A 24,570-nucleotide genomic window follows, 5' to 3' on the forward strand; every position below is an offset into this window, starting at 1 on the left:
ATAATGTTTTGTCGATTCGGATTTATATATTAGCGATAGGGGGCGTTCTGCACCAAATGTTTATCTATAATATGTTGATCGGGCAGTCGCAAAAGAGATATTGGGCGATTTCTTGAAAAATTCCACTCGATCAAACCCATATACTTAAAATCTTCTAGACAATCGCTCATGGGCCAATAGCCCCATTTTGAATGGAAATGGTTGCAATTGCCTATGATGGATTCAATATGGTTCAGGGGCGGTATAAACAATGGATGCTGCTGGTGGTAGACTTCTGCCGGGGAAAGGTAGAACGGTACGCCAAGCTGTTTTGATTTTAGTCCAAAATCAGTATCTTCTACGCCGTACCCAACATAATTTTCGTCAAATCCGCCTATCCTCTTAAAGTCATTGATATTGATACAGAAACATAGGCTCCAGAACAATTCATAGCAATTTTCTCTTTGAATATTGGATACGATAGGTCGGGCGGGGTGCGGTGTACTTAAATTTTCGAGTTGTTCCAGATTATGGCATTGTTGCTTTTTGACCAACATATACCTGGGTGTTCCCATAACCAACCCTCCGTTGTTCCGTACATTCCCCACTATGGTTCCACAGAAATTTCTTGAAGGAATGCAATCCACGTCCAAAAAAACAAGATGCTCGGTATCGGCATGTTCAACGCCAAGGTTTCTAGCCGCCGCTACGGGAAGAAATTGCCATTCATTCCTAAAAGGTATGATCGAAAGCTCGAACCTATAATCCACACTCAATTCAGGCTCCGTTCCGAAATTGACCACAACCACTTTTTTGGGCAAGGAAGATTGCATATTGAGCCCCTCCAAGGTATTTTCTAAATTTTTTTGACGGTTATAATGTGTTAGGACAACGGTGCAATCTATAAATGTCGGGGATTGTTTTTTCATGCCGAAATACTATTATTTTTTATGCCTGTCATTATATTGGCTACTCCACGGTCAGGATATGCAAAGCGAAGCCTATCAATATGGTTCATGTTTGCGCACAGATAAATGATGAACTTGATCAATTCTTTTTTTCCATTGGGTATGGAAGGAACTTGGGCCATGGACTCAAAAGCCTTAATGGCCGTTGGAAGCGATTTAAAAAAACGTAAGGGCAAGGCCCATCGATTTGAATATAATGCCTCTGCCATTTTTCCGTGTTCATCAAAATGCCTTTTTTCTTCAATGGCTATAAAGGTCTTGCCCAAGTTCAATATCTCTGATGTGGTATTGGAACCACAGGCCGCTATGATAATGTCCGCATGTTCGATAAAGGCCCGAGTACAATCGACCACGCCCATATGAGTGACATAGGGTTCATGGTTGTGCGTTCTACCCGGACCAACACTAACAAGGTTGAACTTGGACGGGTCCAAGTTATATTTTATTGCTTCAGTACCACCAAAACCCAGCAGATGCAGAATATGTATTTTCTTATTGTTGTTATAGACCTGGGGTTTTGGTGTGCTTTGTCCTTTAAAAAGATATTTGGAGATAAAACCCAAATAAATAGTTTTTTTAATAACCCATTCCGGGGTGTCCTCCATTTCCATTTCCTTTGGAAAATAGGCCATTAGAAAAACCGCTCCCTGATATGCACCGGTATGTGCAAAGTCTGAACGCTCGCCCATTAAGCGGACGTAAGCATAAGGAATTGAGCTGACCCTGGCCAACATTGCAATTTCCACACTTACGTCTACAATTAATAGTTTAACATCAAAGTTCAGGACAGATTGAAGCAGCAAAGAGTTTCTGGACGTAATCTTTCTCAAATTTATCGGTGCATAGTGGAGGGATTGAGGTTCCCTATACAGTTTTCTATTGAACTCCGTTCCATCTATATGCTCATCAGAAAGCTTGACCACTTGGACATCCTCTTTAAATTTAAACAGACTGTCCGTAAAGACCACCAATTTTTCTTGTAAGAAGTCCGCCAATAGCTGTGCATAATTGCAATGCCCGGAACCTTGACCGTGTGCGTAGTAACCTATCATGATACCAACTTTATTTTTGATTCTTTTGGCGTCAGCAGACTTTCGTAGAGGTTGGTGTATCCTCTGATCATGGAATCGCTCGAGCAAAAGGCTACAGCACGTTCCCTACATTTTCTTCTTGATAGGTTTCTGGCCTTGTGGATTGCCTTCACCAAACCATAAATACTGTGTTTTGGGACTACGACCCCTGTTTCATGTGTTAATATTTCTTGCGTGGCGCCTCCCTCAAAAGCAACAACGGGCGTACCGCACCCCAAGGATTCAGCCAAGGTCAAACCATAGGGTTCTTCCCATAGACTGGTAAAAAGCATGAGTTGGGCATTACTTAAATATTCTCCTACTTCCATTTGGGACAAATGACCTACATAGGATATATTCTGGTTTTCCAATAACGATTCGACACTATCTTCAAAATATTCCTTGTTATTGATAGGACCTGCCAATATAAGCTTGCAGTTGGATTTAATTGCGGCTTCGATTGCCTCTACCGTACCTTTCTCTGGACATATTCTGCCATACCAAAACAGATAATCACCTTTTGGAAATTCGTTGAAGCTCCACTTGTTTAAATCGATACCGTTGTATATTATCTCAGCATTGGGTATTATCGACTTCCATGTCTCATGAAGACTTCTGCTCACCATAGTGAAAATTTGCCTATTGTTCCCTTTTGTACCATAGGCCCCAATTTTTAATAGCGTAAATGGTGGAGTATGTATTGTTGTAATTACAGGTGCATCCATTAGATTACCCATAAGAATAGGGATATGGTGCAGTGAATGATTATGGACTATGTCATAGTTTTCTGCAGAAATGGTATTTATTGCGGAAATATAGGACAAGGATTCCCCATCTACACCAAGATTCTGTGCTTCGATGTCCAATAAGATGCTTCTTGGAAATAAACCGTTAGAGCTTAATGGCCTTACTTCAAACCTATCATCAGAATCCTTGTGCGCATATAAATGTACGATGTGCCCATTGCTTTGCAGGGTGCTGCACAGAGAATGGGTTATCATTTCCAGTCCCCCGGCAAAAGGTTCGCGTATAGGATAGAGCGAATGTGCTATAACTGCTATTCTCATAAAGTGAACTTGAGTTGTTTGTCCGTGTAATCCAAATCGGTCTGTCTAGAATAGCAATCAAAAACTGTTGCGCCGATAAGTAATATGAACAACAAAAATGAACTTACCGAAATAAAAATGTTTGATAAATACAGTCCCATAAGGGTGGTGAGCATAAAAATCAAAGGATATAGGAGTTGAACTTTGTAAGGTGATGTTACTTCAAACTTCTCTGTTTTTTCAAAGGGTTTTTCATGGCCCATCATCGCAGGCCACCAATGGAACATACCTATGTTCAAGCATGCAAATTGTACCAAAAGTATCTTTATGGCCAACCAAGGTCTACGTGGATACATTAAAATTAAGCGTATCAATTTTGATATGATATAGATCCAAAAAGCTATTGAGGACAAAGTCACTACCTTTTCCAAAACAGCCAATGGTACCAGAGGGAATATCAGTAAACATGCTATGATACATAGAAACGGGATACCAAGAAAATTGATCCAGGCGGTCAATTGGGAAAATCCGGAATGCCATTTTCCAAAGTTTTTAGGCATAAATTTTAGGTAATGGGACAATGTCTGTGCATTCCCATAAATCCATCTTTTACGCTGCTTTACAAATTCATTTTGCCCGATCGGTGCTATTCCCTGCCCTATTATTTCATCCACATATTTTATATCATATCCAGAGGTCTGGAACCTTATGCCCAATTCTGCATCTTCGGTTATTGAATTTGTCGGCCACCCACCAACACTGTCTAAAGATTCAATCCTTATCAAACTCAACGTCCCTGTTGCTAGCACACCAAGACAATTGTTTGCACTAAGACAGTAATACTTAAAAAAGTAGTTGAATTCTTCCAACAATGGGATGTGCCTTTCGGACGTTCTTTTATACGATTGTGGAAACTGGATCAAGGCCAGATCAGGATTGCCTATTTTGGATATGGCAGTTAACAGCGCATCTCTTTTCAAAATATAATCTGCATCTACAACGAAAATGTATTTAGATTCTGAATCCGTAATTCTACGCGCAAAATTTAGTGCACCGGATTTATAGTTTGGCCAATTGTTCAAATGATAAAATCGAATTTTTTCATATTTTGAGCAAAATTGTTGAACGGGCTTCCATAAGCGTTCAGCTTTGGTGTTGTTATCGATTATAATAAGTTCAAAAAAGGGATAATTTTGATCTAGTATGGCTTCAATGGTGGCAATGACCATAGAGGGTGGTTCATTATAAATGGCGAGATGGACAGAAATTTTTGGGTTTCCCGGTATCGTTGTTTCGGAAACTTTGGTATTCCTATGGATTCCCAGTAGGAATGTGCTCACCTCTACCAGTAGGATCAAAATAATTGAAACGTAACCTATTATCAAGGCCATGGCGGGAAGAAACCAAAGACATAATGTCATTAATAGTAAAACAGTACCTACGGATTTCCATATAGGGCTCTTGAGGATGGTCATAGCAAATTCAATTTTAGCTAAAATTACTTACCGAAGTAAAGAATGATCAACACTTTTGAGTATAACTATAACAGATTACTGAATCGAGTTAAAATATTCTCTTATAGTGTTATGGATGCGCCTTTTATATAGAGAGCTTTGGTATTTTAAATAATTTACCAACTACATGATTTATTGTAAATTAGACTAAAAAGTTCCAAGATGAAAACCGTACAGGTCAGCTCTTTGCCCATTAAAGATGTTATCACAGATATAGCCCGTGAATGGGACGTTCCGTACACCGAGAACTGTTCCATTTATGAGGTCCTGCTTCCCGAAAAAATAGGAAAAGGAAAAGTAAACGGGATAGATTTTAATGAAGGATTGGGGCTTATCCAATATGACTGCGTGTTTTTTGAGGATACCGAAATCAAGTTTTCCGTTGATAAGGTTCACCCCCTAAAATTTCTGTTCTGTCAAGAAGGTTGTATTGCGCACCAATTTATGAACGAATCCATTTGGCACAATATCCCACAGTTAAAGAATGCCATAGTGGCCAGTTCGGAACATAACGGCCATGTTATACAGTTTAAGAAAAATGAACGTACACTGTTGAACAGTCTGGAATTGGATAGAAGAAAATTTCAAAGTAAGGTGAGTTGTGAACTAAAAAGTCTGGGCAAACCCTGGAACGGGCTTTTGAACGATATTTTGGCAAAAAATACCTTTTATCATGACGGATTCTATAGTTTGGAATTAGCAGGGCATTTTAAGGAGTGGAGCGAATTTGACAATGACAATTTCATTAAAAGACTGTACCTGGAAGGACTGGCGTATAAAATCTTAACGCTCCAAATTGTACAATTCCAAGATGATCTCAGAAAAGAAGGGAACAAGACTTTACTTAGGCAATCAGAATTGAAACAGTTGTTGAGGGCAATCGATATCATTACCAACCAAATCGATGATCTGCCCACCATTGAATCCATTGCAGTGCAAGTAGGGCTGAACGAAAAAAAATTGCAACAGGGATTTAGGGAGTTATTGGGAAAATCGGTGAACAGTTACATAAGGGAACAACGTTTATTGATGGCGCGCCATCTTTTAAAGAACACTGATTATACATTGTCCAGTATATCCTCAATGATCGGCTATAAAAGTAAAAGTTATTTTTCTAAAATTTTCAAAGTCGAATATGGCCTTTTGCCTTCCGAGTACCGAAATAAGATTGCCATGAGGAAAATCGATCTAAAAAATAAACTGTAAATAATCCCAATGTTCTGTAAATACATAGTATTTTAAAAGATTTAAGTTTAACATATGAAACTAAGTGATATTTATATTTATCCCTTAAAATCCTGTACAGCACAAGAAGTATCACCTACCCGAGTACTTCCCACGGGAATCCCTTTTGATAGGAGCATTGTTGCCATCAACGAGAGAAACCAAACATTGACCGGTCGCGAGTGTCAACGCCTTACACTGATATCTGCAAAAATCAACGGAAACTCTTTACACCTTTCAATTGAAGAAAACAATCCGCTCATAATTGATTTGCCGAGTGATGAACAGCGTCTGATCGAATTTAAGCTGTTCAGGAACAAAGTTCAAGGACTGTTGTTTGACAAAAAAGCGTCAGATTGGATAAGTGACGTGTTGGGGATGAATTTACGCTTGGTATATATAAAAGAGCATTATCGGCCAATAACCCCAAAACGTGGAGGAACAAACAATGAGCGAATGGCCTATGCCGACGCCTCTCCAATTCATGTCATTCTAAAAGAGTCTGTAGCGTCTCTGGGCACGGAATTGAACCATGACATTAATCCTATGCGGTTTAGACCTAACTTAATTATTAGCGGGGGTAAACCATTTGAAGAAGATCATTGGGAAACGGTTCGGATAGGTAACAGCGAATTTCGGGTTCAGCAAAAGTGTGAGCGCTGTATATTTACAACGATAGATCCCATCACGTCTGTTAAGGATGATGCAATGGAACCACTTGCTACGCTTGCAGGTTTTCGCAAAAAAAGAAATGAGGGATTGACCTTTGGTATTTATTTGGTTCCGTTAAATGAAGGACTAATTAAAGTCGGAGATACAGTTCAGATCACTACATCAAATCAATAATTTTCAAAGAAAATTGAGAATTTGCAATCACATATCTATAAATGAACCTTACTGATTCAAACCAAAAGCGATATTCGCTAGCCATAATTGGTGGAGGCCCACGAGGTCTCTCAGCGCTTGAAAGTATTCTTGACCAATATTCAAAAAATGATACTTCTATACCACTCAATATTTTGCTTTTCGAATCCAGAACTTATTTAGGAGCAGGTTTTGTATATGATTTAGAACAACCCGATACCAACTGGTTGAATATCTCGAATAGGGGTCTCACCATTCCTTCACGAAACGAAATCCATTTGAGAGGTTTGACCATACCAGCTTTTAAGTCCTATCAAGATTGGGCCAGCTATGACAAAAAAAGTGATGCTGGAAAAACTCCAGACAAATTTGTACCGCGTTCCACGCTCGGGAAATACCTAAATGAACGATATGATACTATAGCTAAAGTTTTGAAACAATGTGATTGGTTTCACGTAATTGGAGAAAGCGTGAAGCAAGTAGATTGGGAGCAAGATGCTTTTAATATTGGAACTGATGGTGGTGCTATATATCATTCAAATGAAGTTGTTCTTACGATAGGACATCAACCTACCGAGCATTCTGAGCAAATTTTAAAGTGGTCTGAGTTTGATGATCAAAATGACTCGGTACACCTTATAACACAGCCTTATCCCATAAGCAGTATTCTTTCTTCCAAAGTGTTACAACAAGATACCAATGTGGCGATAAGGGGTTTTGGTCTTGCCATGATAGATGTCATGAGGGCGCTCACGATAAAAATGGGAGGAAGATTTGAGACATTGGATGAATCTACGCAGCAATTACGCTATATAAAAAGTGGCAACGAACCTAAATTAATGGTTCCATTTTCATTGGATGGACTTCCCATGGCACCAAAACTGGTCAATCTGGATATTGATAAACGATTTATGCCTACAAAAGCCGAAAAAGAAGATTTTGAAAATCATCTTGAAGCAATTGCGCAAAGTGGAGCCACAAAAGATATTACGTTTGTGGTGAATGCCATTGTACCGATAATTATACGCCTCTATAATGATTTGGGTTCCAGAGCGTATAATCACAATTTGGATGATGATACTCTTGGAAACGTGATATCTTCTTGGTTATTGGACGAGGAGTTTGAACATGACCTAATTGTTCCCAAAGGCCAACCCGCTGAAAATACCCTTAGGGCATTTGTTGGAATGGCTACCGATGAGTCTAGTGTAAGTCTGGATTTTTGTATCGGACATGTGTGGAGACATAGCCAGCCAACAATGTACAAAGCACTGTCCTTTTCTAAACTTCCTGATGAGGTAATCTCAGAAATAGTACAATTGGATGAACGGCTCAAACGATATTCCTATGGGCCCCCTGTGGCCAGTCTGCAACAACTTATCGCTCTACTGGAAGCTGGATTAATAAGCTTGGATTACGTTAACAATCCCAATGTTGTCACCACTAGCAAAGGATGGAGATTGGAAAAAAATGAAAAATCCATACAGGCGAAATTGATGATAAATTCTGTTCTTGACGCCCCTAAACTGTTAAAAATAAACTCCCCCGTCGTTCGCCACTTATTAAGCCAATCTATAGTACATCCTGTTCACTCAGAACTTGGAATAGAAACCTACAAAGATGGAAGAGTGGTTGTAGAAGACCACAATGAGGTGGTTCCATTGGCCGTATTGGGTCGTATAGCAAAAGGAACCCTAATTGGGGTTGATGCCATTCTTGAATGTTTTAACGAAAGGTCAGAACTATGGGCTAAAGGTGTTTTGAAAAGATTATCATCACAACAATCCAAGGAAAAAAACAGTATGCTATCGTCTTAAAGATTTATCCGTAGGCATAAAATTAAATGATTTCTAGGCGTTATATCAGGTTTTGAAAACACAGATTAAAATTTTTTCTTCCTACGCCTTTTGCGATATATTCCCAAGCCATATTTTGCCGCTTTATATCCTAAATATAATAGTCCCATTTTTTTGTTTCTTGTGGCAAGTTTGTAAAGCAAGTATTTCCTGATGGGCATGGTTCTTATTAGTTAAGTGGATATTAATAATAAAGTTGGTCTTTTCAAAAAGAATTAGAATTATTCACTGTTCCATTAAAAGTGAGGGATATAAAGATATGGGTTGATTGAGCTAAAGTATAGCTCAAAAGGGTTCAGTAATAACCCGATTAGGAATTATCTACCTCCAAAGCTTTTATTTTATTGATGGCCCTTGTCCACTTTTTAAAAACCTTGTCCGGTTTCGGATAATTCTTCACTTCAGTTTCCCATGGGATTAGAATATTTCTATCATCCAAGCTGCCCAATTCCGGAATCCATTTTCTGATAAATTCCTGTGCACGATATTTCAGTGCTTGGTTGACTGGATTGGTATACCAGATTTGATATGCCTGTACGTGCCAATTCATCCAGTTTGAAGCAACATCGTAATCAATAAGTTTGGATTCGAAATATGAAGCGCCCCAAGTCCAGTCCACCATATAATCATGTACCAAAAAACTTGCGCAATTTACCCTGCCACGGTTGCTCATAAACCCTGTCTTGTTCAATTGTCGCATATGGGCATCTACAAATGGAATACCTGTAGTCCCTGCACACCATCTATCAAAAAGATTTTGATTGTTTGTAAATTCCATGGTTTTATTGGTAAAGCCTTCGGTTTTATATACCTTGTTCTGAAAACGCATTAATTTAAACGTAAAGTAATCGCGCCAAACCAGTTCAAAGACCATCCACCAAGTACTCTGATTCTTTTTTACGGTTTTTTCGTAGCGTTTCACCGCTTTGTAGATGGTTCTGGGCGATAGACAACCCAATGCTAGATATGGTGAGAACTTGGAGCTGTAATCCATGCCAAGTGAACGATTTCTTGTCCAACGATATGAACTCAACTGTTCTGTTTCAAAAAGATAATGTTCAAGGCGTTCCAAAGCCTTTGTTTCACCACCTTTAACATAGGGTGTATCCATATCCGGCTTTTGGTTAAAATTCAAGGAATCGGTATCTGGAACATTACCCCATGATTCATCAGGAATATCTAAAAAATTGCATCGCTCCGGTATTTTGAGAGGTTCCCTTACCGTAGATTTTTTTGAAGTATTAATTCGATACGCTTTTGAAGTCAATGGAATCTCTTTGATTTTATAGGGGATATCATCAATATGGTACAGTGTTCTTCCCCAATAAAATTTAAAACAACAATTCTTTGGCAATGCTTTATCAATTGCTGCAATTTGATTTAATTCTTCTGTTGCGAATTCCTGTTCAGCGATTATCGTATCACAATCATGTTCTCTCACTAGATCGGGCAATAAGGATTGTGGCTCTCCGACCAAAATCATAAGATTTCCCCCAATATTCCTTAGGTTCCTACGTAAATCAAGTACACATTGTTTGGAAAATTCAAAACGTAAAAAGTCCGTTTTCTTAAAGCCGATAGACAGTTCCTGATAAAGTGATGGCGTAAAAATGTAAACAGGAAGAATTTTTTTTCCACTATTAACGGCTTCTACCAAACTTTCATTGTCGTGGAGCCGTAAATCGTTTTTAAACCATAGCAGTATATTTCCCATAATCAATTTCTGGGTATTGTGTGCGTTTCCAATATTCGTTGCCGTTCCAATTGGGCAAATTCGCTCTTGCGTTGTCCGTATAGCTTTTGAAGTGCCATTCTTCTTGTATCAGAGATATTCACAATGCGCTCTGGATAATCCACCCCATAATTGAAGCCGTACATTTCTGAGTCCATGGCTGTAACCTTCCAAGGTTCTATGGCCAATCCTGTAGGAAGGCCTGACAGTTCAGGAACATACTTTTTTATAAAAATCGCATCGCTATCATGGTCCATGGCATTTTTTGTAGGGTTGTAAACCCTCACGGTGTTTATTCCAGTAAAACCTGCCTGCATTTGCATTTGCCCATAATGAATGCCGGGCTCAAAATCCAAGAACTGTCTGGCCAACCAAGGGCCCACAGTTGTAAAGTGTTGGAATAGATGATGTGTCAGAAAAGAAACTATCATGGCGCGCATACGAAAATTGATATAACCCGTCTGAACCACACAACGAATAGCAGCATCGACCAAGGGGTATCCTGTGCCACCTTCTGTCCATGCATTTATATAAGAATCATTGATGGGTTGTTCCAAGGATAAGAAGGCTTTATTAAAGGCCTCGAATTCTATACGCGGCTCCATCTCAAACTTTTGAATAAAATGGCTCTGCCATCGCAACCTTGACATGAAAGCGTTCAACTGTTTTTTATAGGAAGAGATTTTCTTGAGCTCTACGGCTTTTTGATAGACCTCACGGATTGATAAATTTCCCCAAGCAAAGTATGGTGAGAGTCTACTGCATCCGTAACGTGATAATTCAGGCTTGGAAATGTAATCACTATAAAATGCAATCCTTTCCTCAAAAAATGAGCTTTGCCATCGTAAAGCTTCCTTTCGGCCTCCTTTTTGGAACTTACTGCGCTTAGAAGGTTCCTGTAACGCGTCAAACCGAACGTACAAATCGCTGATTGTCTTATGGCCAATAAAGTTTGTATGCTTTGTTTCAAAATCTTTTTGAGGTAAATTCATGTAATTGTACCAATCTTTTCGCCAAGAACTCCGATCAGTAAGTCCCCGTACTACCCCATTGTTCTGAAACTGCGACCATCGTATCCCGTTGGTAAAACAAAAATCTTGAAATTCAATATCCCGTCTATACGTTATATCCAAACCTGTTTCTTCGGTACTGAAAATATTTTCGATTTGATATAAGTCCGACAAAGTTTTAAAAAAGGGTATTACTTCAGATTGTACGGCAAGTATTTTTGTTTCGTACAATAAATCATTATCAAGATCCTGAATACTTTCAAATATGAATCGATAATGTCTCTCGTCATAATGTGCATCCTGCCAAATGGATGGTTCGTATAGATAGACCGGAAGAAGCTTGTTTTTTGAAGTTATTGCCTCATTCAGTGCATCGTTGTCCACCAAACGCAAATCGCGCTTGAACCAAAATACATCTATGATTTCATTTGGGTGCATTGTCAAAATTTTATAAGGTAAATCATCCCCAACCAACTAAAACAACAAGGTAAAACAATACAATACGGGAAATTGACAGTATAGCACAAAAGATTGATTTTAAAAGAAAATTTTTAAGTGTTTTGGAAGTTAAGGACGGATTACTACAGCTATAGATGCACCTTCACTTAATGTATTTTTGTTTTTTGGTCCTATGAAGTTTGGTTTTGTTCGAAGTGCTATAGGTTTGATTATTTCATGGTGGGTTTTATGCCAAACCAATTATTAACGTGCAACTCCCTTACTGTTCAAATTAGAAAAAGCAATAATCAACAACGCTTGAATTAACATAGGATAAACCATTGCCATCTGAAAATAGAAATTTAATGAAGGTGCTACTATTAGTATTGGTGTATGTACTTCCTGCTCTAATCAAAAGATTACCAAATAAATTATGAAATCCATAATTGACCCATTCCCTGACAGAGAATTTTCTTTAATGTATCAATTGTTTATTTATTTATGTTAAGAATAACTTTTGATGGTTCTTAAATTGCGGTTTTACTTTATAGAGATATGGAAGCAATACAGCAAACCGAAAAATATAGTTATGAACTTCTTGGGAACGGCCCCATCAAATTAGTGCTCATTCATTATTTTGGGGGTTCTTCCGATAGCTGGAAACGTTCTTTGCGCAAACTATCGAAGAAAATCACAGCACTTTCGGTAACGCTGCCAGGCTTTGGCCTGCATCCGCCAATGGATGATCCATCCATTTATGGCTATGCAAAATATGTTAATGAACTGGTGGATTCACTTGGTTTTGGCGATTACACGCTCTGCGGACATTCTATGGGAGCTAAAATAGCATGTTATGCGGCTCAGATAAATATTGAAAATAGACCAAAAAAACTCATTTTGATAGCACCCTCTCTTCCAATTGGTGAAAAAATATCCGAGGAGGAAAGAAAACATATATCGGGACATCCAGATAAGGCCGAGGCTATTTCAGCAATCAGACAAATGAGCTCAAAGAGGTTAAGGAAGAAATTTCTTGAGCAAGCTGTTAACGAAAGGCTGGCCATTAAAAAAGGTACTTGGCAATGGTGGTGGAACGAAGGGAGACAGGAGGATATATCTGATAGAATACAAGGATTGGATATGCCCACCTACGTGATCTGTGCAAAGAAAGACCCCGTTATAACCATGGAAAGCATAAGAAAAGATGTGCTCCCATACCTATCCTTACCAACAATCACGGTTTTTGGAAGGTGCGGTCATTTAATCCCGCTGGAAACTCCCAGAAAATTGGCAAAGAGACTCAATAAAATTCTACTTGGATAGTCAGGTTTATAAATTTATTAAATGATAAACGAAATTTAAATTCATCTGTAAATTTCGCTTCTAAAGAATTGAGCATTTTTATTATAAATGAGTGTGCTAAAATCTGCTGAACAGAATTCAATTTACTGCGTGAAATGGTTCTCAATAAATGTATTGAATCAGCAAGGTTATTATAAATGAATTTGAAAGATTAGTACGCAAATTTAAGAACCATAGTTGGATGACTCACCCTTGAGGAATATTGGATTTAAAGCTATTCCATCTTTTTTTGGAGTCTTATCGGGCCTCTAGCGTCACTAGCCATTATGGTAATGATTTTACCTTTCTGTTTGACTACGATGAGCCCCTCTAGAACAAGTTCGTCCGCAACCTCACGAACAAATTCCATTTTTTCCCTCCAATTCATAGGAAAGCAGCTTATTGCCACTTCGGAAGGACAATATGTTGCATTATGTCCCCTTGCCTCCGCATAGGCCAAGTGTTGGTTTTTAACTCGATCAAAGTCACTTTCCATGGCTGGGATTACTAGGTTAGGAAAACGACCGGGGAATATAATCTACTGAATACGGAGTCATTGTCCATCACCGATTGAATTGTTATTTTGAACAAGCGCCACCCTTGGCGATCTGGAATTTTACTAGAATACTTGGAAAACGTAACCCAGCAACCAGTAAAGGATAATAAAAACTATGATGGTGCCGATACAACCACATCGACCTCCACCTATTTTTTTTGCGCCCCATCCTGCCAGCAAGGCTCGAACAATTTTTTTCATAAACATTTAAATTTGGCGATTGTGATAAATAATCAAATATTACGCTCTCAAAAGAAATTGCGGTATTATAACCTAAAAAATTACCCCTAGTCAAGAATTTGATATTCAATAGCCTTAAAAGAATTTCCATTGGAATCCTTTGCCGAACAGGCCGTAAGACCTATAATTAAATCCATTTTTGCCTTGAAAATAATATAATCTCCAGCCTTGGCTTTGGGAGGTCTTACTTTGATTGAACGGTCATTATCAAGTTCTACGTTCATAAAGATATTGAATGCTGTGGGTATTGCCCATTTTTCGACCTCATATTTCTTGAGTGCAATGTATAGGTTATCAAGACAGCTTGGATGGTCCTGTACAATATTGTAGAAGTGTTTCATGGTGTTCTCACAGCATGGTGCCAAAAGAAAGTCATGAATGCCGCAGGTATCTTCAATGATATCCAACATTGGGTTGCTCAAGTTGCTGAACAACATATTGCCGACCGTCAAACGCAGGGTCTCTTCATAGTCAAAAGTCTTCCCATTGCTTAAGCATTCTTTAAAGTCAGTGGCATTGTAAGCGGTCATATCGGCGACCTGTTCTCCGTGTGGACAGATAACCTTCAGGCTCTGGCCCTTGTTTAGCTGAAGAGCGGTACCCGACTTTGGTTCAATAGTACAGACTTCCATTATTCTATTGTTTATTTATGGTTTAAAAAAGGACATTTCCAATTCTGGTCTACTTTCCTTCCAGAATATTGGGGGGCCTCCAACCCTTCCCCAAAATCATTCAGCATCGGATTGATACTACCGCTAAAAGAAAGTTCATTATTTCTGATGACATTCTTGATACGTTGATACCTTCCCTTTTTTCGAAGATTTTCAAACTGACTATGGAGGTTGAATGCCATTGCGGTCATACCGATACGTCTTGATGTTCTTGAACTGTGCGGGTGCATCCCAACAATATAAAACGCCTTGTTCGCAAATGAAAAAGAAAAATTCGGGCTTGATGGGTCATCATCGACCTCTGGAGACCAATCGTGATTTTTACTGTCCTCAACGTTTAGTTTTCCAAGAATTTCCCACAGGCTCTTTTCAAACTCCATCTCAGTTTGCAAGGGCTGTTCCTTGAATATAGCGATATAGGTAAAAAAATCACTGGGTCTTTCGCTCATTTCCTCGATGTATTTATTAAGGCCGATCGCTAAATCCTCGACCGTTTGGGTCGCGCCCATAGTATCAAAGATCCCCATAGCATAAGATTTTGCGTTCATTGCCGTTTGCGCGCCTATACATGGATAGCCTTCCTGCAAAATAAAATTCCGAAACCTTAGATGACAATTCCAAAACTTCTTGTATTTCTTTGATTTCAAGTCATCATGAAGCAAGTAGGCGTGATATCTATCCTCCTCCAAAATACGATCAATAGTTGCAACGTCATTAATATTGTTAGCTAATTTATCGTTCATAAGAATTTTTGTATAGCATTGCAGAATAACCAAATTTTAAAAGTGGCCATCCAATCTTTATGAAATTTAGGCTTAGGCACGGCACTAATTTGATGCTAAAGAAATCATTTTTAACTGTGGCGGAATACTGTTATAAGTTACTGCAATAGTGTTACCTATAGCTTATCCTGAGATGGGCTCTCCGCACTTGAAATAGCGCTAACCTGGTTAATTGAATTTTATACATAAAATTCTCTAAGGCTAATTGCAAAGTATTATAGTAAACGCGAATAAGGAAATGGATTTTAACTCATTTTAGTCATTCTTCCGTAAGGCAAATGAATAATTTAAACATCTCTAACATTGGCATTGATAGCTTTATATATTCTTAGAGCATATAGTTTAGTGGATTGCATAAAGAAGGTATCGGTTAAATATTGGAATATTTGCTGTCAGCCGTTCGTTTTTTTCAGAATCTTAAGGTGTAGCCCAATTTCAACGTCGTCCAATAGTTTTTTAAGTTCTTGATTGTTTTTGAACGTTGCTTGGGGAATTATCCTATACTCAAAATCCAGTTTGATCTTGTCATTTTCGAACGGCCAAGGCTCGACGGTTATCTTTTCTGTATTATCCCGATGAATAAAATAAGTTTTGTTTCGAATGGTATTGTTGATTTCCAACTTTCTCCCTACCTCGGGAATTTTGTCTTGGCAAAGTATTAGCGAGCAACGATCGGAGAAGAGCATAATGTCGTAGAGGTTATCTTCGTCCTTTTTCAATAGACCGTACAATTTTCGCTGTTGTGCCCTAAGTGCATCGATATCTTCCAAAAATTGCTCCATGGGCTTAAAATCTTCCGCGAGATCTTCGTTCAGAAACTCTAAATGTCTTCCTACCAGTAGGGCAACCAATTGAGATTTTTGCATAGCATTGGCGTAGACCCTTTGTGCGTGTTCCAAAGCCTCTCTGTTCTTGTTGGACTCCATCGTAAAATCTTTTGGAGTTCCATTTTTGGTTAGGTAATCCTGTTCCTCGAAATTTAAAAGATGATCGTCATGTTCAACGATAGCGGTCAATACGTCGACCCAATGCTCCGGCATTAGGTCCTTGGATAATTGCGAAGCGATCTTTCCTGCTAGGAGTCCGTGTGCATAATGGGATATAATCTCCCAACCTTCACTATGGTGCTTTACGATCATGCTTTATTTATTGAAACTTCATCACAATGTAGCCAGGCTTAAAATAAATTACTAGCCCCAAAGAAATAAAAACGGTTTCAATCAAAGATTTTTGGATTGGATAAACAATTTAAATTGCAGCCGAACTATCTTTCACGTAATACCATTTTTATGTATGCACGCCAGAAGAGACAGATATGGAGAACATGGGGAACATAATATCTTATAACATTCCAGGAATAAACATTTAGGAAGTATAAAGAATGTATCCGTTTATAAAAAATGTTAGGAAAAAGGTAGTGGTAAAAAAATTGGCAGGTAGCCAAGGCATCAGTTCCAGTACATTGCAAAATGGGTTCAGGACTGTATATGGTATAAGCGTTTCCGATTTCATCCAGATAGAAAAGGTCGAAAAGGCAATATAGTTTATAAAATACATTGACTTATCTATATCGCAAATTACCTATGAACTAGGTCTACATTCCAAAAGTTATTTCTCTATGATATTTAAATTATGCTATGGCACGACGCCATTGGGATTAAAAACGAGAATTATAAATAAGGGAAATTCGGCATCCTAGTTCATTCAATTTGTCAAAAATCATGATCAATGGACTTTCCATATGGAATTTTAAACTTAAGGCTACTTAAGTAGATTATAATAATCTGTTTGAATCAACAATTTGAGTGATTGAAATATCCTACAATCTGCTCTCTGAGTATATTGCACTAAAATATTGCTATGACGTATCATGAACAGGACGTACTTCTACAGATATACCATTTAAGGGAACAATTGCACGGATTCGTTGAAAGTATCGAAGAAAACCAATCCTTGTTAGTGAAAGTTCTTGGTCTAGAGCGTATTGAAATATTACTAACAGAAAATAAAAAAAGTTGTCGTATAACTGAGCGAATATTTCAAAAAAACGGATATCGACAGGTTCTGAACAGTACAAAATACCGTCCTGTCAAGGATTACTGGTTCAGTATTGAGAATGAAGAAAACATGTTGACAGAACGGAGCATTCTGAACAAGGTTATTTTTTGTTCAAGAAAAATAATCGGTTATTGCAATGACCTTATCGATTCCAATACTATGGACAGTAGTTCCGTAAATTTATTGGAAAATACTGCCCAGCTACAGCGTACGATGTTAGAACAATTCTTAATCGATTCTTAGGACAAACTTGGGGTACTACGTTGAGCCACCCATTCTGTAAACTTCTCTTTATCCATTGACCGTTCTATCCTTACCCCGCACCCTTTTTAATTTTTACAGGCCTTATTTATAAACAAAGGGACCGGCACATACAAAAAGCTTCTAAAGTGTTGCCAGATTACTTTAGCATGATATTTTGCTTTTAAAAATTTTCACCCATATGAAAATTATGTCCTTAAAACGTAAGGGAATATTCCAAATTTTAGGACAACTAATAAAGCAAGTAGAACAAATTGCCTAATCCCACAATACCTGTTAAACAACCTAGAATAAAATTTATCCGTACTGCCAAAAAAGAAAGTCTATGTTCAATTTTGCTAGCTACAGTTGCATAAAGCGTATATAAACAAAATGAACCAAGGGTTGATCCAATTGAAAAATACAGACTATTCATAGGAGAATATTCAAAATATCCCAATCCTATTAAAAACGAAATGGAAGTAAAATAGAACGGGATGGCAAATGTATTTAAAAGGGACATTCCTATTCCATGGAAATAGGCCTTGGACTTTTGGATTTCTGTTTTTCTTTTCGGCTTCTGTTTTTTAAAGTGCATCCTGAAAAAATTAATAGACAAAATTATTAGAATACCAATACCTACCTTCTGAATACTGGTAATATACTCCGAATTTTTCATAAGGATACTTGATAAATAAGCTCCAATATTGGCTTGAAAAAACAATACGGTCGCAAAGCCGCCGATAAGATAAAGTGCTGATTTTCTTCCACTTTTTAAACTAAACTTTACCACGGTCAGATTCAAGAAACTTGGTACAATGCTTCCCGAGGCAGCAATGGCAAATCCTAAAATTAAACAGGTTAAAAAAGTCATGCTCTATTTGTTGATATAAATAAACAACTTAAGGCAAGACCGTACTGCCACATTTCATTTATTTTTTGTTCGAATGGATTTTTTACGCGGTTTGAACTATTGTAGAGTTAGTTTCAAGAGCCTTCTTCCTCTTTCTCTTCCCTTATCTGTTCAGTTGCATCGTCAATAACTTCTTTTGATGGTGATGGCAACCGCTGTTTTGATGCCGTACTAGATTCTAGCGAAAGTTTTGTAAAAAAAGGAAAATGATCTGAGCCAATGTTACTACCAAGATCTACCTCCAAAACCCGAAAGTCGGGTGAAACGAATACATGGTCCAATGGCCATCGCATGAACCAGTATTTGGCATTATAGGTATTGAAAAGCCCCCTCCCTTTTCGCAAATCTAAAAGCCCACTGTATGATTGGAACAAGGACGTAGTTTCTGACCAAGCAACATCATTAAAATCCCCCATTACTATAACCGGAAATTCGGAATTCTTTGACAAGCGACCGACTTTCATTAGCTCGGCGTCGCGATCTAGGGATGATGGATTATGGATGGGCGTAGGCGGTGCAGGATGAATCGCATATAACTGAATTGTTTTATCGGATGGTAAAATTAATCTAGTATGGATAGAAGGTATGGTGTCCTCTACAAGATATTCAATAGTCGATTGTTCCAATTCAAATTTTGAATAAAGAAGCATACCATAAGTATTCTCTTGGGGCACTTGTACTGTATACCGATATTCTTTATTCAAATATTCGTTCAAAGATTCCGTCCATTTGGAGTTTGTCTCAGTATATAAAACTACATCGGCATTAAACTTTTTTGTGTCTTTAATCAAGCTTTTGACATCTCTATTGTCCTGAAGAACATTGGCGGTATAGATGCTTAATGTTTCTTTTGTTTTCGCTGAAGCATTGTCAACCTCGACCTTTCCAAGGACTGTATATGGCAGGATTTTAGTTCCTTGATATATTAAACAAGCCAGCAGCGCGATCGTTAATATATAATCTTTTACACGACGCTTATTAAATAAAAAAACAAGGGCCAATAATATTAATGCAGTGAATATGGTCAATTGTAGATGTGGAAAATCAAATACCCTAATCGACCAATGTTCAGTTGATATGTAGGGTATAAAGGTCAAAATGATAACTACCGCCCCTAGGAGAGTTACTAAGAACTTTAGCTTTGGGAAGCGAACGGATTGGTCTAACATTTGGTTATAACATTTAGTAATGCGAATATCGGAATCTAATTCCTATTACATATAAATGATTGGGGCTTAAATCGTGAGGTTCTCAGAATTACAGGAAATGTCTCAAATAAAAGTATATTTCTAAAGTGCTTTTATTGATAATGATACACATCTTTCAAATTAAACAAACATTATTTGCAAAGACAACTTAAATAGCCCTAAATGCAACTTAAAGTTACAACAAATACAATACTAGACTGTTCCCGTATAGGACATATTTTAGATGATTTCAGATGTATTCATACAATCCCCTACAAAATCAAAAACCCTGATAATCATACGATTAGCAGGGTTTTGATATTGCCAGAATGGCAGTTCGTCGGGATGACAGGACTAATTATATCATCGCAACGTGTTAACTATCAGATTTTTACAGATTCTTTTTTGAATGATTAACCGAAAACTAAACTCAGTTCAAAATGATACAAATTGATGCAAATAAAATGTCGTCTTGCAATACTAAAAATACGATTTTCACTTTACATTTAAATGCTTTTTTTACAAAAATAAAATCAGCTCCATAAAAAACTATCCAAGCACACTGCCCAGTTTAAACATGGGTAAGTACATTGCAACCAAAATAACTCCAACACAAATTCCTACAACCAAAATTATCATAGGCTCCAACAGCGTGCTCAACAGTTTGGATTTTTGTTGTACTTCAATGCTATACTGCTGGTTCAAACGTTCGAACATAAACTCTGTTTGATTGGTTTCCTCAGCAACTTTTACCATGGAAATCATTTTTTTGCTAAAAACCTTGTTTCCTTTTAAACTATTGCTCAGGCTTTCACCTTGTAAGATTTTAGATTTCACTACTTCAAGAGCATCCTGTAGTGGGTAAAAGCTTATCATTTTCCCGGCAAGCTCTATACTGTTCAAAACTGGAACCTTGGAAGCAGTCAACAGACTGATTGCCCGTGTAAATTGAGCCAAGTATACCGCTTTAAGAAAATTTCCCAAATAAGGAATTTTAATCAAAATATAGTCTATCTTTCTTTTAAACCAATCACTCCCAAAAAGTACTTTTCGAAGAAGCAAAACGCTTATGATGATGAGAACCATCCACCATCCATAGTCTTTGATAAAATCCGATATTGCAACGATAAACTTTGTAATCCACGGAAGGTCTACATTGTTCTGTTCAAATATATCCTGAAACATCGGCACTACCAATCGTAACATGAATATGACTACCAAAACGGCAGTAATCAATATTATTGCAGGGTAGGTCAACGCATTTACCAAACTTCTTTGCTGCTCGTTCTTCTTGGAAAAAAATAACCCTAGTTCGTTTGTAATTATGGTAAGCGTTCCAGACTCCTCACCTATCTTAAGAGAATAGTACTCATATTCCGAGAATTCACTTCTACTTTTTATGGCGTCGGAGAAACTATTCCCCGAAAGTAAGCTATCCCCCAAATCTTTGAACAAGCTCTTTTGCTGTTCTTTTTTTTGTCCTTCTTCAATCAGCTTTAAGGATTCTTTAAGCGTGATGCCAGCCTTTAAGAGCACGCTCAATTCTGTGTAAAAATCTTCCTTTTTTTTATTTGAAAACGATTTCCCGAAGAAAACCAGTTCACGTTCTAAAATAGAGGTCCTCTTTTTTATTTTTAAATCATCTGGCTTGACTAAAGCGTCGATATTTGTGTTCTCCAGTTTAAATCCCATATCAGTTCATAAAATCCGTAGCGGCATTTCTTTTGTAAACAAAAAGTGTATGATTGGCATCGTTGACAAGTTCAATTGCATCCAACTTCCCATTACCCACCTCATCACCCAAGAGGAATATTTTGCTGATTTTGAAATCTGTGAAGAGCGTGTCTTTTTTATTAAGGACATATCCATTGCGAAAAAAATATTCTTTTTTGTCCATTTCGTTGGTCAATGTTAGTATACGTTCTTGCTGAAAAAAATAAATATCGGAGTACAGATTAAAATCTATCCACAGTGCTTGTCGCAGAAGATTATCTGTTGTTCGCTCTTCATAGTTTACTTGTATGCCGTTTATCTGTTTTTGTACCAGACCAAGAACTGAAAAGGCAAGTCCTACAACGATTATAGTCAATATCAGCACAATCAGCATCTCACTGAGCGTGAAAGCTTCTAATTTTTTAAAGGTTTTTATCACTATTGATTTTTCTTTTTATCGTTCTTGTACCTTTATTCTCTTTTTCGGTTATTTGAATAGTAACGGTTCCTTCTTGGTGGTTTTCATCAACGGTAACATTCCATGTTTCCCACTCTTCAAAGTAAGGTAGGGTCACCTTTTGGTTTATAATTTGATATTCCAATCGGTCCAAATAGGTGTGTATGGATTGAAGATTTCCTTTCACCTGAGAAGAAAACAAGGAATTCATTACCAAACTGGAAAGCATAAAAATCACTACGATGAGTACGGTACCCACCATAGTTTCCATTAGTGTGGATGACTTAACTTTTCTTAGTACAGCCATTTTGCCAAAGCTTTTTCCTTGTTGAACAACAGCCCCGCGTAAGCAGTGGGCAGCAATTTTGAATTTATAGTGCCGTTGAACAAATGGTTCTGATAGATACTGCCTTTTTCCAAAGCAATAAAAGCATCCGTTGTTATATTTCCGATAACCCCACCTTTTAGTTCCAGGTTTTTTTCACAATAAATCTCTCCAAAAACCGTAGTATTTTCATTCACCTTTATTTGCGGGATAAAATTTTCTTCATCACCGTCTTCCATATAGGCAACAATGCCCTTGATCAAAACATTTTTTCCTATCTGAATGTTCGTTTCCGACCGGTTTTTGGGGTTGGGCATATCTCCCCTATTCACTACTAAGACTGAAGGATAATCCAAGATCACTCTATTTTCGACTTTAATACTTTCCGTAGCTATGCACTGTAATATTCCGTTGAATCCGCTTTCTATACTAATTTTTGGTGCTATGAGGACAATGTCCTTTAAGTTAGAATTTTTCCCAACGTATATCTTTTGTGATGCCTTTACCATGATATTGCCACGCAAGTCAACATGTGAAAGTCGTATTACATCACCTTCTATGTATTTTGTTGGGGCTTTAAAGGAATTTATCAGAACCAAACCTTCCGAAAAACGGATATGATTTTCCCTGAAATCATAATTCCCACGTTTTGGCAACTCTTTAAGATATTTTTTCAGGGAAGTATCGATAATTAGAAATTCATTGGAGCTCTGTTTTACAGCACCGTATACGGGCAAGTTAAATTTATAGAATTCTCCTGCGATGGTACCTGGTCGGATACCTTGTTCCGGCAAATATGCATTTCCCGTTATTTTGGCACTTCCCGCAATGATCATAGGGCGGTCATTGTCTTTAAGATACAATGCGGGGAATTGACCTTCCACTGCACCGCCGACCAAAGCTGTTTTTTCGAATACGGTTTTTTTAAACCGGGATGAAACAGTGTACTTTTCAAATATGCCCCAGTAAGATTTGAATACCGATACTTCTACACCATCTTCATCCAATGGTATTTTTAAGGTTACGGAGTCATTGATCAAAATATCTTGCCTCATGGCATAGTTGAGGCCCAAGTCCGCTTTTTTGATTACTGCAATGGTCTTGGATGTTTTTTTTCCAAAGAGCACATGGGTTTTGTGCAATAGAGCAAAAGTGAGTAGCAGTACAGCTATTACGGCACCAACAAGAAGCACAAACTGGAGTGCACCGGCCTTTATTTTAGTTTTGTATGGCACTTTGTAATGGTATTGTCTTTAGTGTTCCTTTAAATCTCACTTTTATGTGCTTACTGTTTCCACTTAACAAAGTAACACCATTCTCTCTTCCTTTTTTTTGCATGAGGTATGGGCTACCGGCTATGGTCACAAAAAAAATATGGGCATTGGTTTGCTGGTCCGTAATCAGGCCCGTATAAATAATCGAGGGAAACTCAACAGTTGGTGTTTTGAATTTTACAACATTATTGGTCTTTTTTAAGGAAGCGCTCAATGTGCCCAAAAAAGGATCTCGGTAATCTGCTACAATATTGAACGTATCTTTTTCCATTATCTCTTTAGGTTTAAAATTTGGTCTTTCAGCAAAGGTCGGTGCTTCTTGTTCCTTAGAAAATACGTCAAGTATTCTCAAGCCAATAATTCCCCATACAACCAAAACAATGGCCAATAGTAGATATGTTTTTATATTTTTGCTCACTCCTCGACCGTAAAATTAAACGTAGAACTATTATCGCTTTCGTTACCGGCAGCGTCATAAGCACGTACACGCCAATAAAAAGTTCCCGCAGCCATATTGGTAGTAAAGGTCTTGTTGGCCCCTATGGCCTTGGTGACCAAACTTTGTAAGCTTTCATCTGAAAAAATAAAGATGCTATCGCGTTCTGCCGTACCCGAAACATCTGTTCTTGTCCATGAAAAATTAACTTCGTTCTCGCTCTGCGTTACTCCATTTGCCGGCATTACCAGTTGTGGGGTGTTTGGAGGGGTAACATCAAGGTCTTCATCTCCATCCACTAGAAAATCATTTAAGGCATAAGCCGTTTCGTAGTCGCTGTTCATTGCTTTTATGCGCCATGAATAATTGCCATTGGGTAAATTTTGTACAATTCTGGTCGCTATATTGCCCAATGTATCCTCTACAATAATACTGTCCAATACAATTTGGGTCGTATTATCAAAATTGGGCGTAGCAATCTGGATTTCAAAAGCGGTGGCATCGTCCACGGCCTGCCAATTAAAATTTACGGTATTTGATGAAAGTAACGTCTCATCCAAAGGTGCCAGAACAGGAACTGTCCGGTCGGATATATCGGGAACCTCCAGAATATCCTCGCAACCTAGAAGGATAATGAAAATGGAACCTAAAATAAATTTATAGTTTGTGTGCATTC

The 24,570-nt window shown here is 37.9% G+C and carries 24 protein-coding genes; 6 read left to right on the forward strand and 18 right to left on the reverse strand.

Annotated features, from left to right (window positions below; genetic code table 11):
- Positions 1 to 29: 29 nt before the first annotated feature.
- From HME9304_RS01165 to HME9304_RS01180, 4 genes are read right to left on the reverse strand one after another with little or no spacing between them, the layout of a single operon-like run.
- Positions 30 to 908, reverse strand: coding sequence for a glycosyltransferase family 2 protein (locus HME9304_RS01165; protein ID WP_112376847.1), 879 nt, complete (start codon positions 906 to 908; stop codon positions 30 to 32).
- Positions 905 to 1,999 (reverse strand): hypothetical protein, encoded by a 1,095-nt coding sequence (locus HME9304_RS01170; RefSeq protein WP_112376848.1) that lies wholly within the window; start codon positions 1,997 to 1,999, stop codon positions 905 to 907. The genes HME9304_RS01165 and HME9304_RS01170 overlap by 4 nt, the downstream gene beginning before the upstream one ends.
- Complete coding sequence (locus HME9304_RS01175) at positions 1,996 to 3,084, reverse strand: glycosyltransferase (RefSeq protein WP_112376849.1); 1,089 nt, start codon at positions 3,082 to 3,084, stop codon at positions 1,996 to 1,998. The genes HME9304_RS01170 and HME9304_RS01175 overlap by 4 nt, the downstream gene beginning before the upstream one ends.
- Positions 3,081 to 4,538 carry a glycosyltransferase family 2 protein gene (locus tag HME9304_RS01180; protein WP_112376850.1) on the reverse strand — a complete coding sequence of 486 codons (1,458 nt, stop codon included), beginning with the start codon at positions 4,536 to 4,538 and terminating at the stop codon, positions 3,081 to 3,083. Before HME9304_RS01180 ends, HME9304_RS01175 begins: the two co-directional genes overlap by 4 nt.
- Before the next feature lie 201 nt (positions 4,539 to 4,739).
- On the opposite strand from HME9304_RS01180, the gene HME9304_RS01185 reads away from it, so the two are divergent.
- Genes HME9304_RS01185 through HME9304_RS01195 form a run of 3 tightly spaced genes read left to right on the forward strand, consistent with a single transcriptional unit; the run spans position 4,740 to position 8,482 of the window.
- Positions 4,740 to 5,783 (forward strand): helix-turn-helix domain-containing protein, encoded by a 1,044-nt coding sequence (locus HME9304_RS01185; RefSeq protein WP_112376851.1) that lies wholly within the window; start codon positions 4,740 to 4,742, stop codon positions 5,781 to 5,783.
- Positions 5,784 to 5,837: 54 nt separating this feature from the next.
- Complete coding sequence (locus HME9304_RS01190; protein ID WP_112376852.1) at positions 5,838 to 6,647, forward strand: MOSC domain-containing protein; 810 nt, start codon at positions 5,838 to 5,840, stop codon at positions 6,645 to 6,647.
- A gap of 41 nt (positions 6,648 to 6,688) precedes the next feature.
- Entirely contained in the window at positions 6,689 to 8,482 is a 1,794-nt protein-coding gene (locus HME9304_RS01195; protein WP_112376853.1) for an FAD/NAD(P)-binding protein, read from the forward strand.
- 349 nt (positions 8,483 to 8,831) lie between these two features.
- Here the strand turns inward: HME9304_RS01195 and HME9304_RS01200 are convergent, their stop codons facing one another.
- A complete protein-coding gene (locus HME9304_RS01200) occupies positions 8,832 to 10,235 on the reverse strand; it encodes a DASH family cryptochrome (protein ID WP_112376854.1) in 1,404 nt (467 codons plus the stop codon).
- A 2-nt stretch (positions 10,236 to 10,237) separates the two neighbouring features.
- On the reverse strand, positions 10,238 to 11,701 hold the full coding sequence (locus HME9304_RS01205; protein ID WP_239023366.1) for a cryptochrome/deoxyribodipyrimidine photo-lyase family protein: 1,464 nt from the start codon (positions 11,699 to 11,701) through the stop codon (positions 10,238 to 10,240).
- Between the two features lie 555 nt (positions 11,702 to 12,256).
- Here HME9304_RS01205 and HME9304_RS01210 point away from each other — a divergent pair.
- Positions 12,257 to 13,024, forward strand: a complete 768-nt coding sequence (locus tag HME9304_RS01210; RefSeq protein WP_112376855.1) for an alpha/beta fold hydrolase — start codon at positions 12,257 to 12,259, stop codon at positions 13,022 to 13,024.
- A 253-nt stretch (positions 13,025 to 13,277) separates the two neighbouring features.
- Here the strand turns inward: HME9304_RS01210 and HME9304_RS01215 are convergent, their stop codons facing one another.
- The 4 genes from HME9304_RS01215 to HME9304_RS01230 form a co-directional block, all read right to left on the reverse strand.
- Complete coding sequence (locus HME9304_RS01215; protein WP_112376856.1) at positions 13,278 to 13,538, reverse strand: DUF3253 domain-containing protein; 261 nt, start codon at positions 13,536 to 13,538, stop codon at positions 13,278 to 13,280.
- Positions 13,539 to 13,885: 347 nt separating this feature from the next.
- Complete coding sequence (locus tag HME9304_RS01220; RefSeq protein ID WP_112376857.1) at positions 13,886 to 14,470, reverse strand: DUF1989 domain-containing protein; 585 nt, start codon at positions 14,468 to 14,470, stop codon at positions 13,886 to 13,888.
- An 11-nt stretch (positions 14,471 to 14,481) separates the two neighbouring features.
- Positions 14,482 to 15,252, reverse strand: coding sequence for a guanitoxin biosynthesis heme-dependent pre-guanitoxin N-hydroxylase GntA (gene gntA / locus HME9304_RS01225; protein WP_112376858.1), 771 nt, complete (start codon positions 15,250 to 15,252; stop codon positions 14,482 to 14,484).
- A 431-nt stretch (positions 15,253 to 15,683) separates the two neighbouring features.
- Positions 15,684 to 16,430, reverse strand: a complete 747-nt coding sequence (locus HME9304_RS01230) for a DUF3891 family protein (protein WP_112376859.1) — start codon at positions 16,428 to 16,430, stop codon at positions 15,684 to 15,686.
- 242 nt (positions 16,431 to 16,672) lie between these two features.
- On the opposite strand from HME9304_RS01230, the gene HME9304_RS16855 reads away from it, so the two are divergent.
- Together HME9304_RS16855 and HME9304_RS01235 are read left to right on the forward strand one after the other, a co-directional pair.
- The gene (locus HME9304_RS16855) at positions 16,673 to 16,834 is read left to right on the forward strand and encodes an AraC family transcriptional regulator (protein WP_164674704.1); all 162 of its coding nucleotides are present in this window, start codon (positions 16,673 to 16,675) and stop codon (positions 16,832 to 16,834) included.
- A gap of 317 nt (positions 16,835 to 17,151) precedes the next feature.
- Positions 17,152 to 17,592: a hypothetical protein gene (locus HME9304_RS01235; RefSeq protein ID WP_112376860.1), complete on the forward strand. Its 441-nt coding sequence runs from the start codon at positions 17,152 to 17,154 to the stop codon at positions 17,590 to 17,592.
- Between the two features lie 250 nt (positions 17,593 to 17,842).
- Here HME9304_RS01235 and HME9304_RS01240 read toward each other — a convergent pair whose 3' ends face one another.
- From HME9304_RS01240 to HME9304_RS01275, 8 genes are all read right to left on the reverse strand, one after another.
- Positions 17,843 to 18,463, reverse strand: a complete 621-nt coding sequence (locus HME9304_RS01240; protein ID WP_112376861.1) for a LysE family transporter — start codon at positions 18,461 to 18,463, stop codon at positions 17,843 to 17,845.
- A gap of 113 nt (positions 18,464 to 18,576) precedes the next feature.
- Positions 18,577 to 19,671: an endonuclease/exonuclease/phosphatase family protein gene (locus tag HME9304_RS01245; protein WP_112376862.1), complete on the reverse strand. Its 1,095-nt coding sequence runs from the start codon at positions 19,669 to 19,671 to the stop codon at positions 18,577 to 18,579.
- A gap of 567 nt (positions 19,672 to 20,238) precedes the next feature.
- Positions 20,239 to 21,381, reverse strand: a complete 1,143-nt coding sequence (locus HME9304_RS01250) for a type II secretion system F family protein (RefSeq protein ID WP_112376863.1) — start codon at positions 21,379 to 21,381, stop codon at positions 20,239 to 20,241.
- Position 21,382: 1 nt separating this feature from the next.
- Positions 21,383 to 21,841, reverse strand: a complete 459-nt coding sequence (locus tag HME9304_RS01255; RefSeq protein WP_123877302.1) for a PulJ/GspJ family protein — start codon at positions 21,839 to 21,841, stop codon at positions 21,383 to 21,385.
- Positions 21,825 to 22,166, reverse strand: a complete 342-nt coding sequence (locus tag HME9304_RS01260; protein WP_112376865.1) for a hypothetical protein — start codon at positions 22,164 to 22,166, stop codon at positions 21,825 to 21,827. The genes HME9304_RS01255 and HME9304_RS01260 overlap by 17 nt, the downstream gene beginning before the upstream one ends.
- Positions 22,154 to 23,419 (reverse strand): hypothetical protein, encoded by a 1,266-nt coding sequence (locus HME9304_RS01265; RefSeq protein ID WP_112376866.1) that lies wholly within the window; start codon positions 23,417 to 23,419, stop codon positions 22,154 to 22,156. Before HME9304_RS01265 ends, HME9304_RS01260 begins: the two co-directional genes overlap by 13 nt.
- Positions 23,403 to 23,876, reverse strand: a complete 474-nt coding sequence (locus HME9304_RS01270) for a hypothetical protein (RefSeq protein ID WP_112376867.1) — start codon at positions 23,874 to 23,876, stop codon at positions 23,403 to 23,405. The genes HME9304_RS01265 and HME9304_RS01270 overlap by 17 nt, the downstream gene beginning before the upstream one ends.
- The gene (locus HME9304_RS01275) at positions 23,873 to 24,568 is read right to left on the reverse strand and encodes a hypothetical protein (RefSeq protein ID WP_112376868.1); all 696 of its coding nucleotides are present in this window, start codon (positions 24,566 to 24,568) and stop codon (positions 23,873 to 23,875) included. Before HME9304_RS01275 ends, HME9304_RS01270 begins: the two co-directional genes overlap by 4 nt.
- Between the last annotated feature and the right edge of the window lie 2 nt (positions 24,569 to 24,570).

This window comes from Flagellimonas maritima, assembly GCF_003269425.1.
GTDB classification, from domain to species: Bacteria; Bacteroidota; Bacteroidia; order Flavobacteriales; family Flavobacteriaceae; genus Flagellimonas; species Flagellimonas maritima.

Coding starts and splice junctions, on each gene's coding strand:
- HME9304_RS01165 (WP_112376847.1), bottom strand. CDS start 908: ATGAAAAAACAATCCCCGACATTTATAGATTGCACCGTTGTCCTAACA.
- HME9304_RS01170 (WP_112376848.1), bottom strand. CDS start 1,999: ATGATAGGTTACTACGCACACGGTCAAGGTTCCGGGCATTGCAATTAT.
- HME9304_RS01175 (WP_112376849.1), bottom strand. CDS start 3,084: ATGAGAATAGCAGTTATAGCACATTCGCTCTATCCTATACGCGAACCT.
- HME9304_RS01180 (WP_112376850.1), bottom strand. CDS start 4,538: ATGACCATCCTCAAGAGCCCTATATGGAAATCCGTAGGTACTGTTTTA.
- HME9304_RS01185 (WP_112376851.1), top strand. CDS start 4,740: ATGAAAACCGTACAGGTCAGCTCTTTGCCCATTAAAGATGTTATCACA.
- HME9304_RS01190 (WP_112376852.1), top strand. CDS start 5,838: ATGAAACTAAGTGATATTTATATTTATCCCTTAAAATCCTGTACAGCA.
- HME9304_RS01195 (WP_112376853.1), top strand. CDS start 6,689: ATGAACCTTACTGATTCAAACCAAAAGCGATATTCGCTAGCCATAATT.
- HME9304_RS01200 (WP_112376854.1), bottom strand. CDS start 10,235: ATGGGAAATATACTGCTATGGTTTAAAAACGATTTACGGCTCCACGAC.
- HME9304_RS01205 (WP_239023366.1), bottom strand. CDS start 11,701: ATGCACCCAAATGAAATCATAGATGTATTTTGGTTCAAGCGCGATTTG.
- HME9304_RS01210 (WP_112376855.1), top strand. CDS start 12,257: ATGGAAGCAATACAGCAAACCGAAAAATATAGTTATGAACTTCTTGGG.
- HME9304_RS01215 (WP_112376856.1), bottom strand. CDS start 13,538: ATGGAAAGTGACTTTGATCGAGTTAAAAACCAACACTTGGCCTATGCG.
- HME9304_RS01220 (WP_112376857.1), bottom strand. CDS start 14,470: ATGGAAGTCTGTACTATTGAACCAAAGTCGGGTACCGCTCTTCAGCTA.
- gntA (WP_112376858.1), bottom strand. CDS start 15,252: ATGAACGATAAATTAGCTAACAATATTAATGACGTTGCAACTATTGAT.
- HME9304_RS01230 (WP_112376859.1), bottom strand. CDS start 16,430: ATGATCGTAAAGCACCATAGTGAAGGTTGGGAGATTATATCCCATTAT.
- HME9304_RS16855 (WP_164674704.1), top strand. CDS start 16,673: ATGTATCCGTTTATAAAAAATGTTAGGAAAAAGGTAGTGGTAAAAAAA.
- HME9304_RS01235 (WP_112376860.1), top strand. CDS start 17,152: ATGACGTATCATGAACAGGACGTACTTCTACAGATATACCATTTAAGG.
- HME9304_RS01240 (WP_112376861.1), bottom strand. CDS start 18,463: ATGACTTTTTTAACCTGTTTAATTTTAGGATTTGCCATTGCTGCCTCG.
- HME9304_RS01245 (WP_112376862.1), bottom strand. CDS start 19,671: ATGTTAGACCAATCCGTTCGCTTCCCAAAGCTAAAGTTCTTAGTAACT.
- HME9304_RS01250 (WP_112376863.1), bottom strand. CDS start 21,381: ATGGGATTTAAACTGGAGAACACAAATATCGACGCTTTAGTCAAGCCA.
- HME9304_RS01260 (WP_112376865.1), bottom strand. CDS start 22,166: ATGGCTGTACTAAGAAAAGTTAAGTCATCCACACTAATGGAAACTATG.
- HME9304_RS01275 (WP_112376868.1), bottom strand. CDS start 24,568: ATGCACACAAACTATAAATTTATTTTAGGTTCCATTTTCATTATCCTT.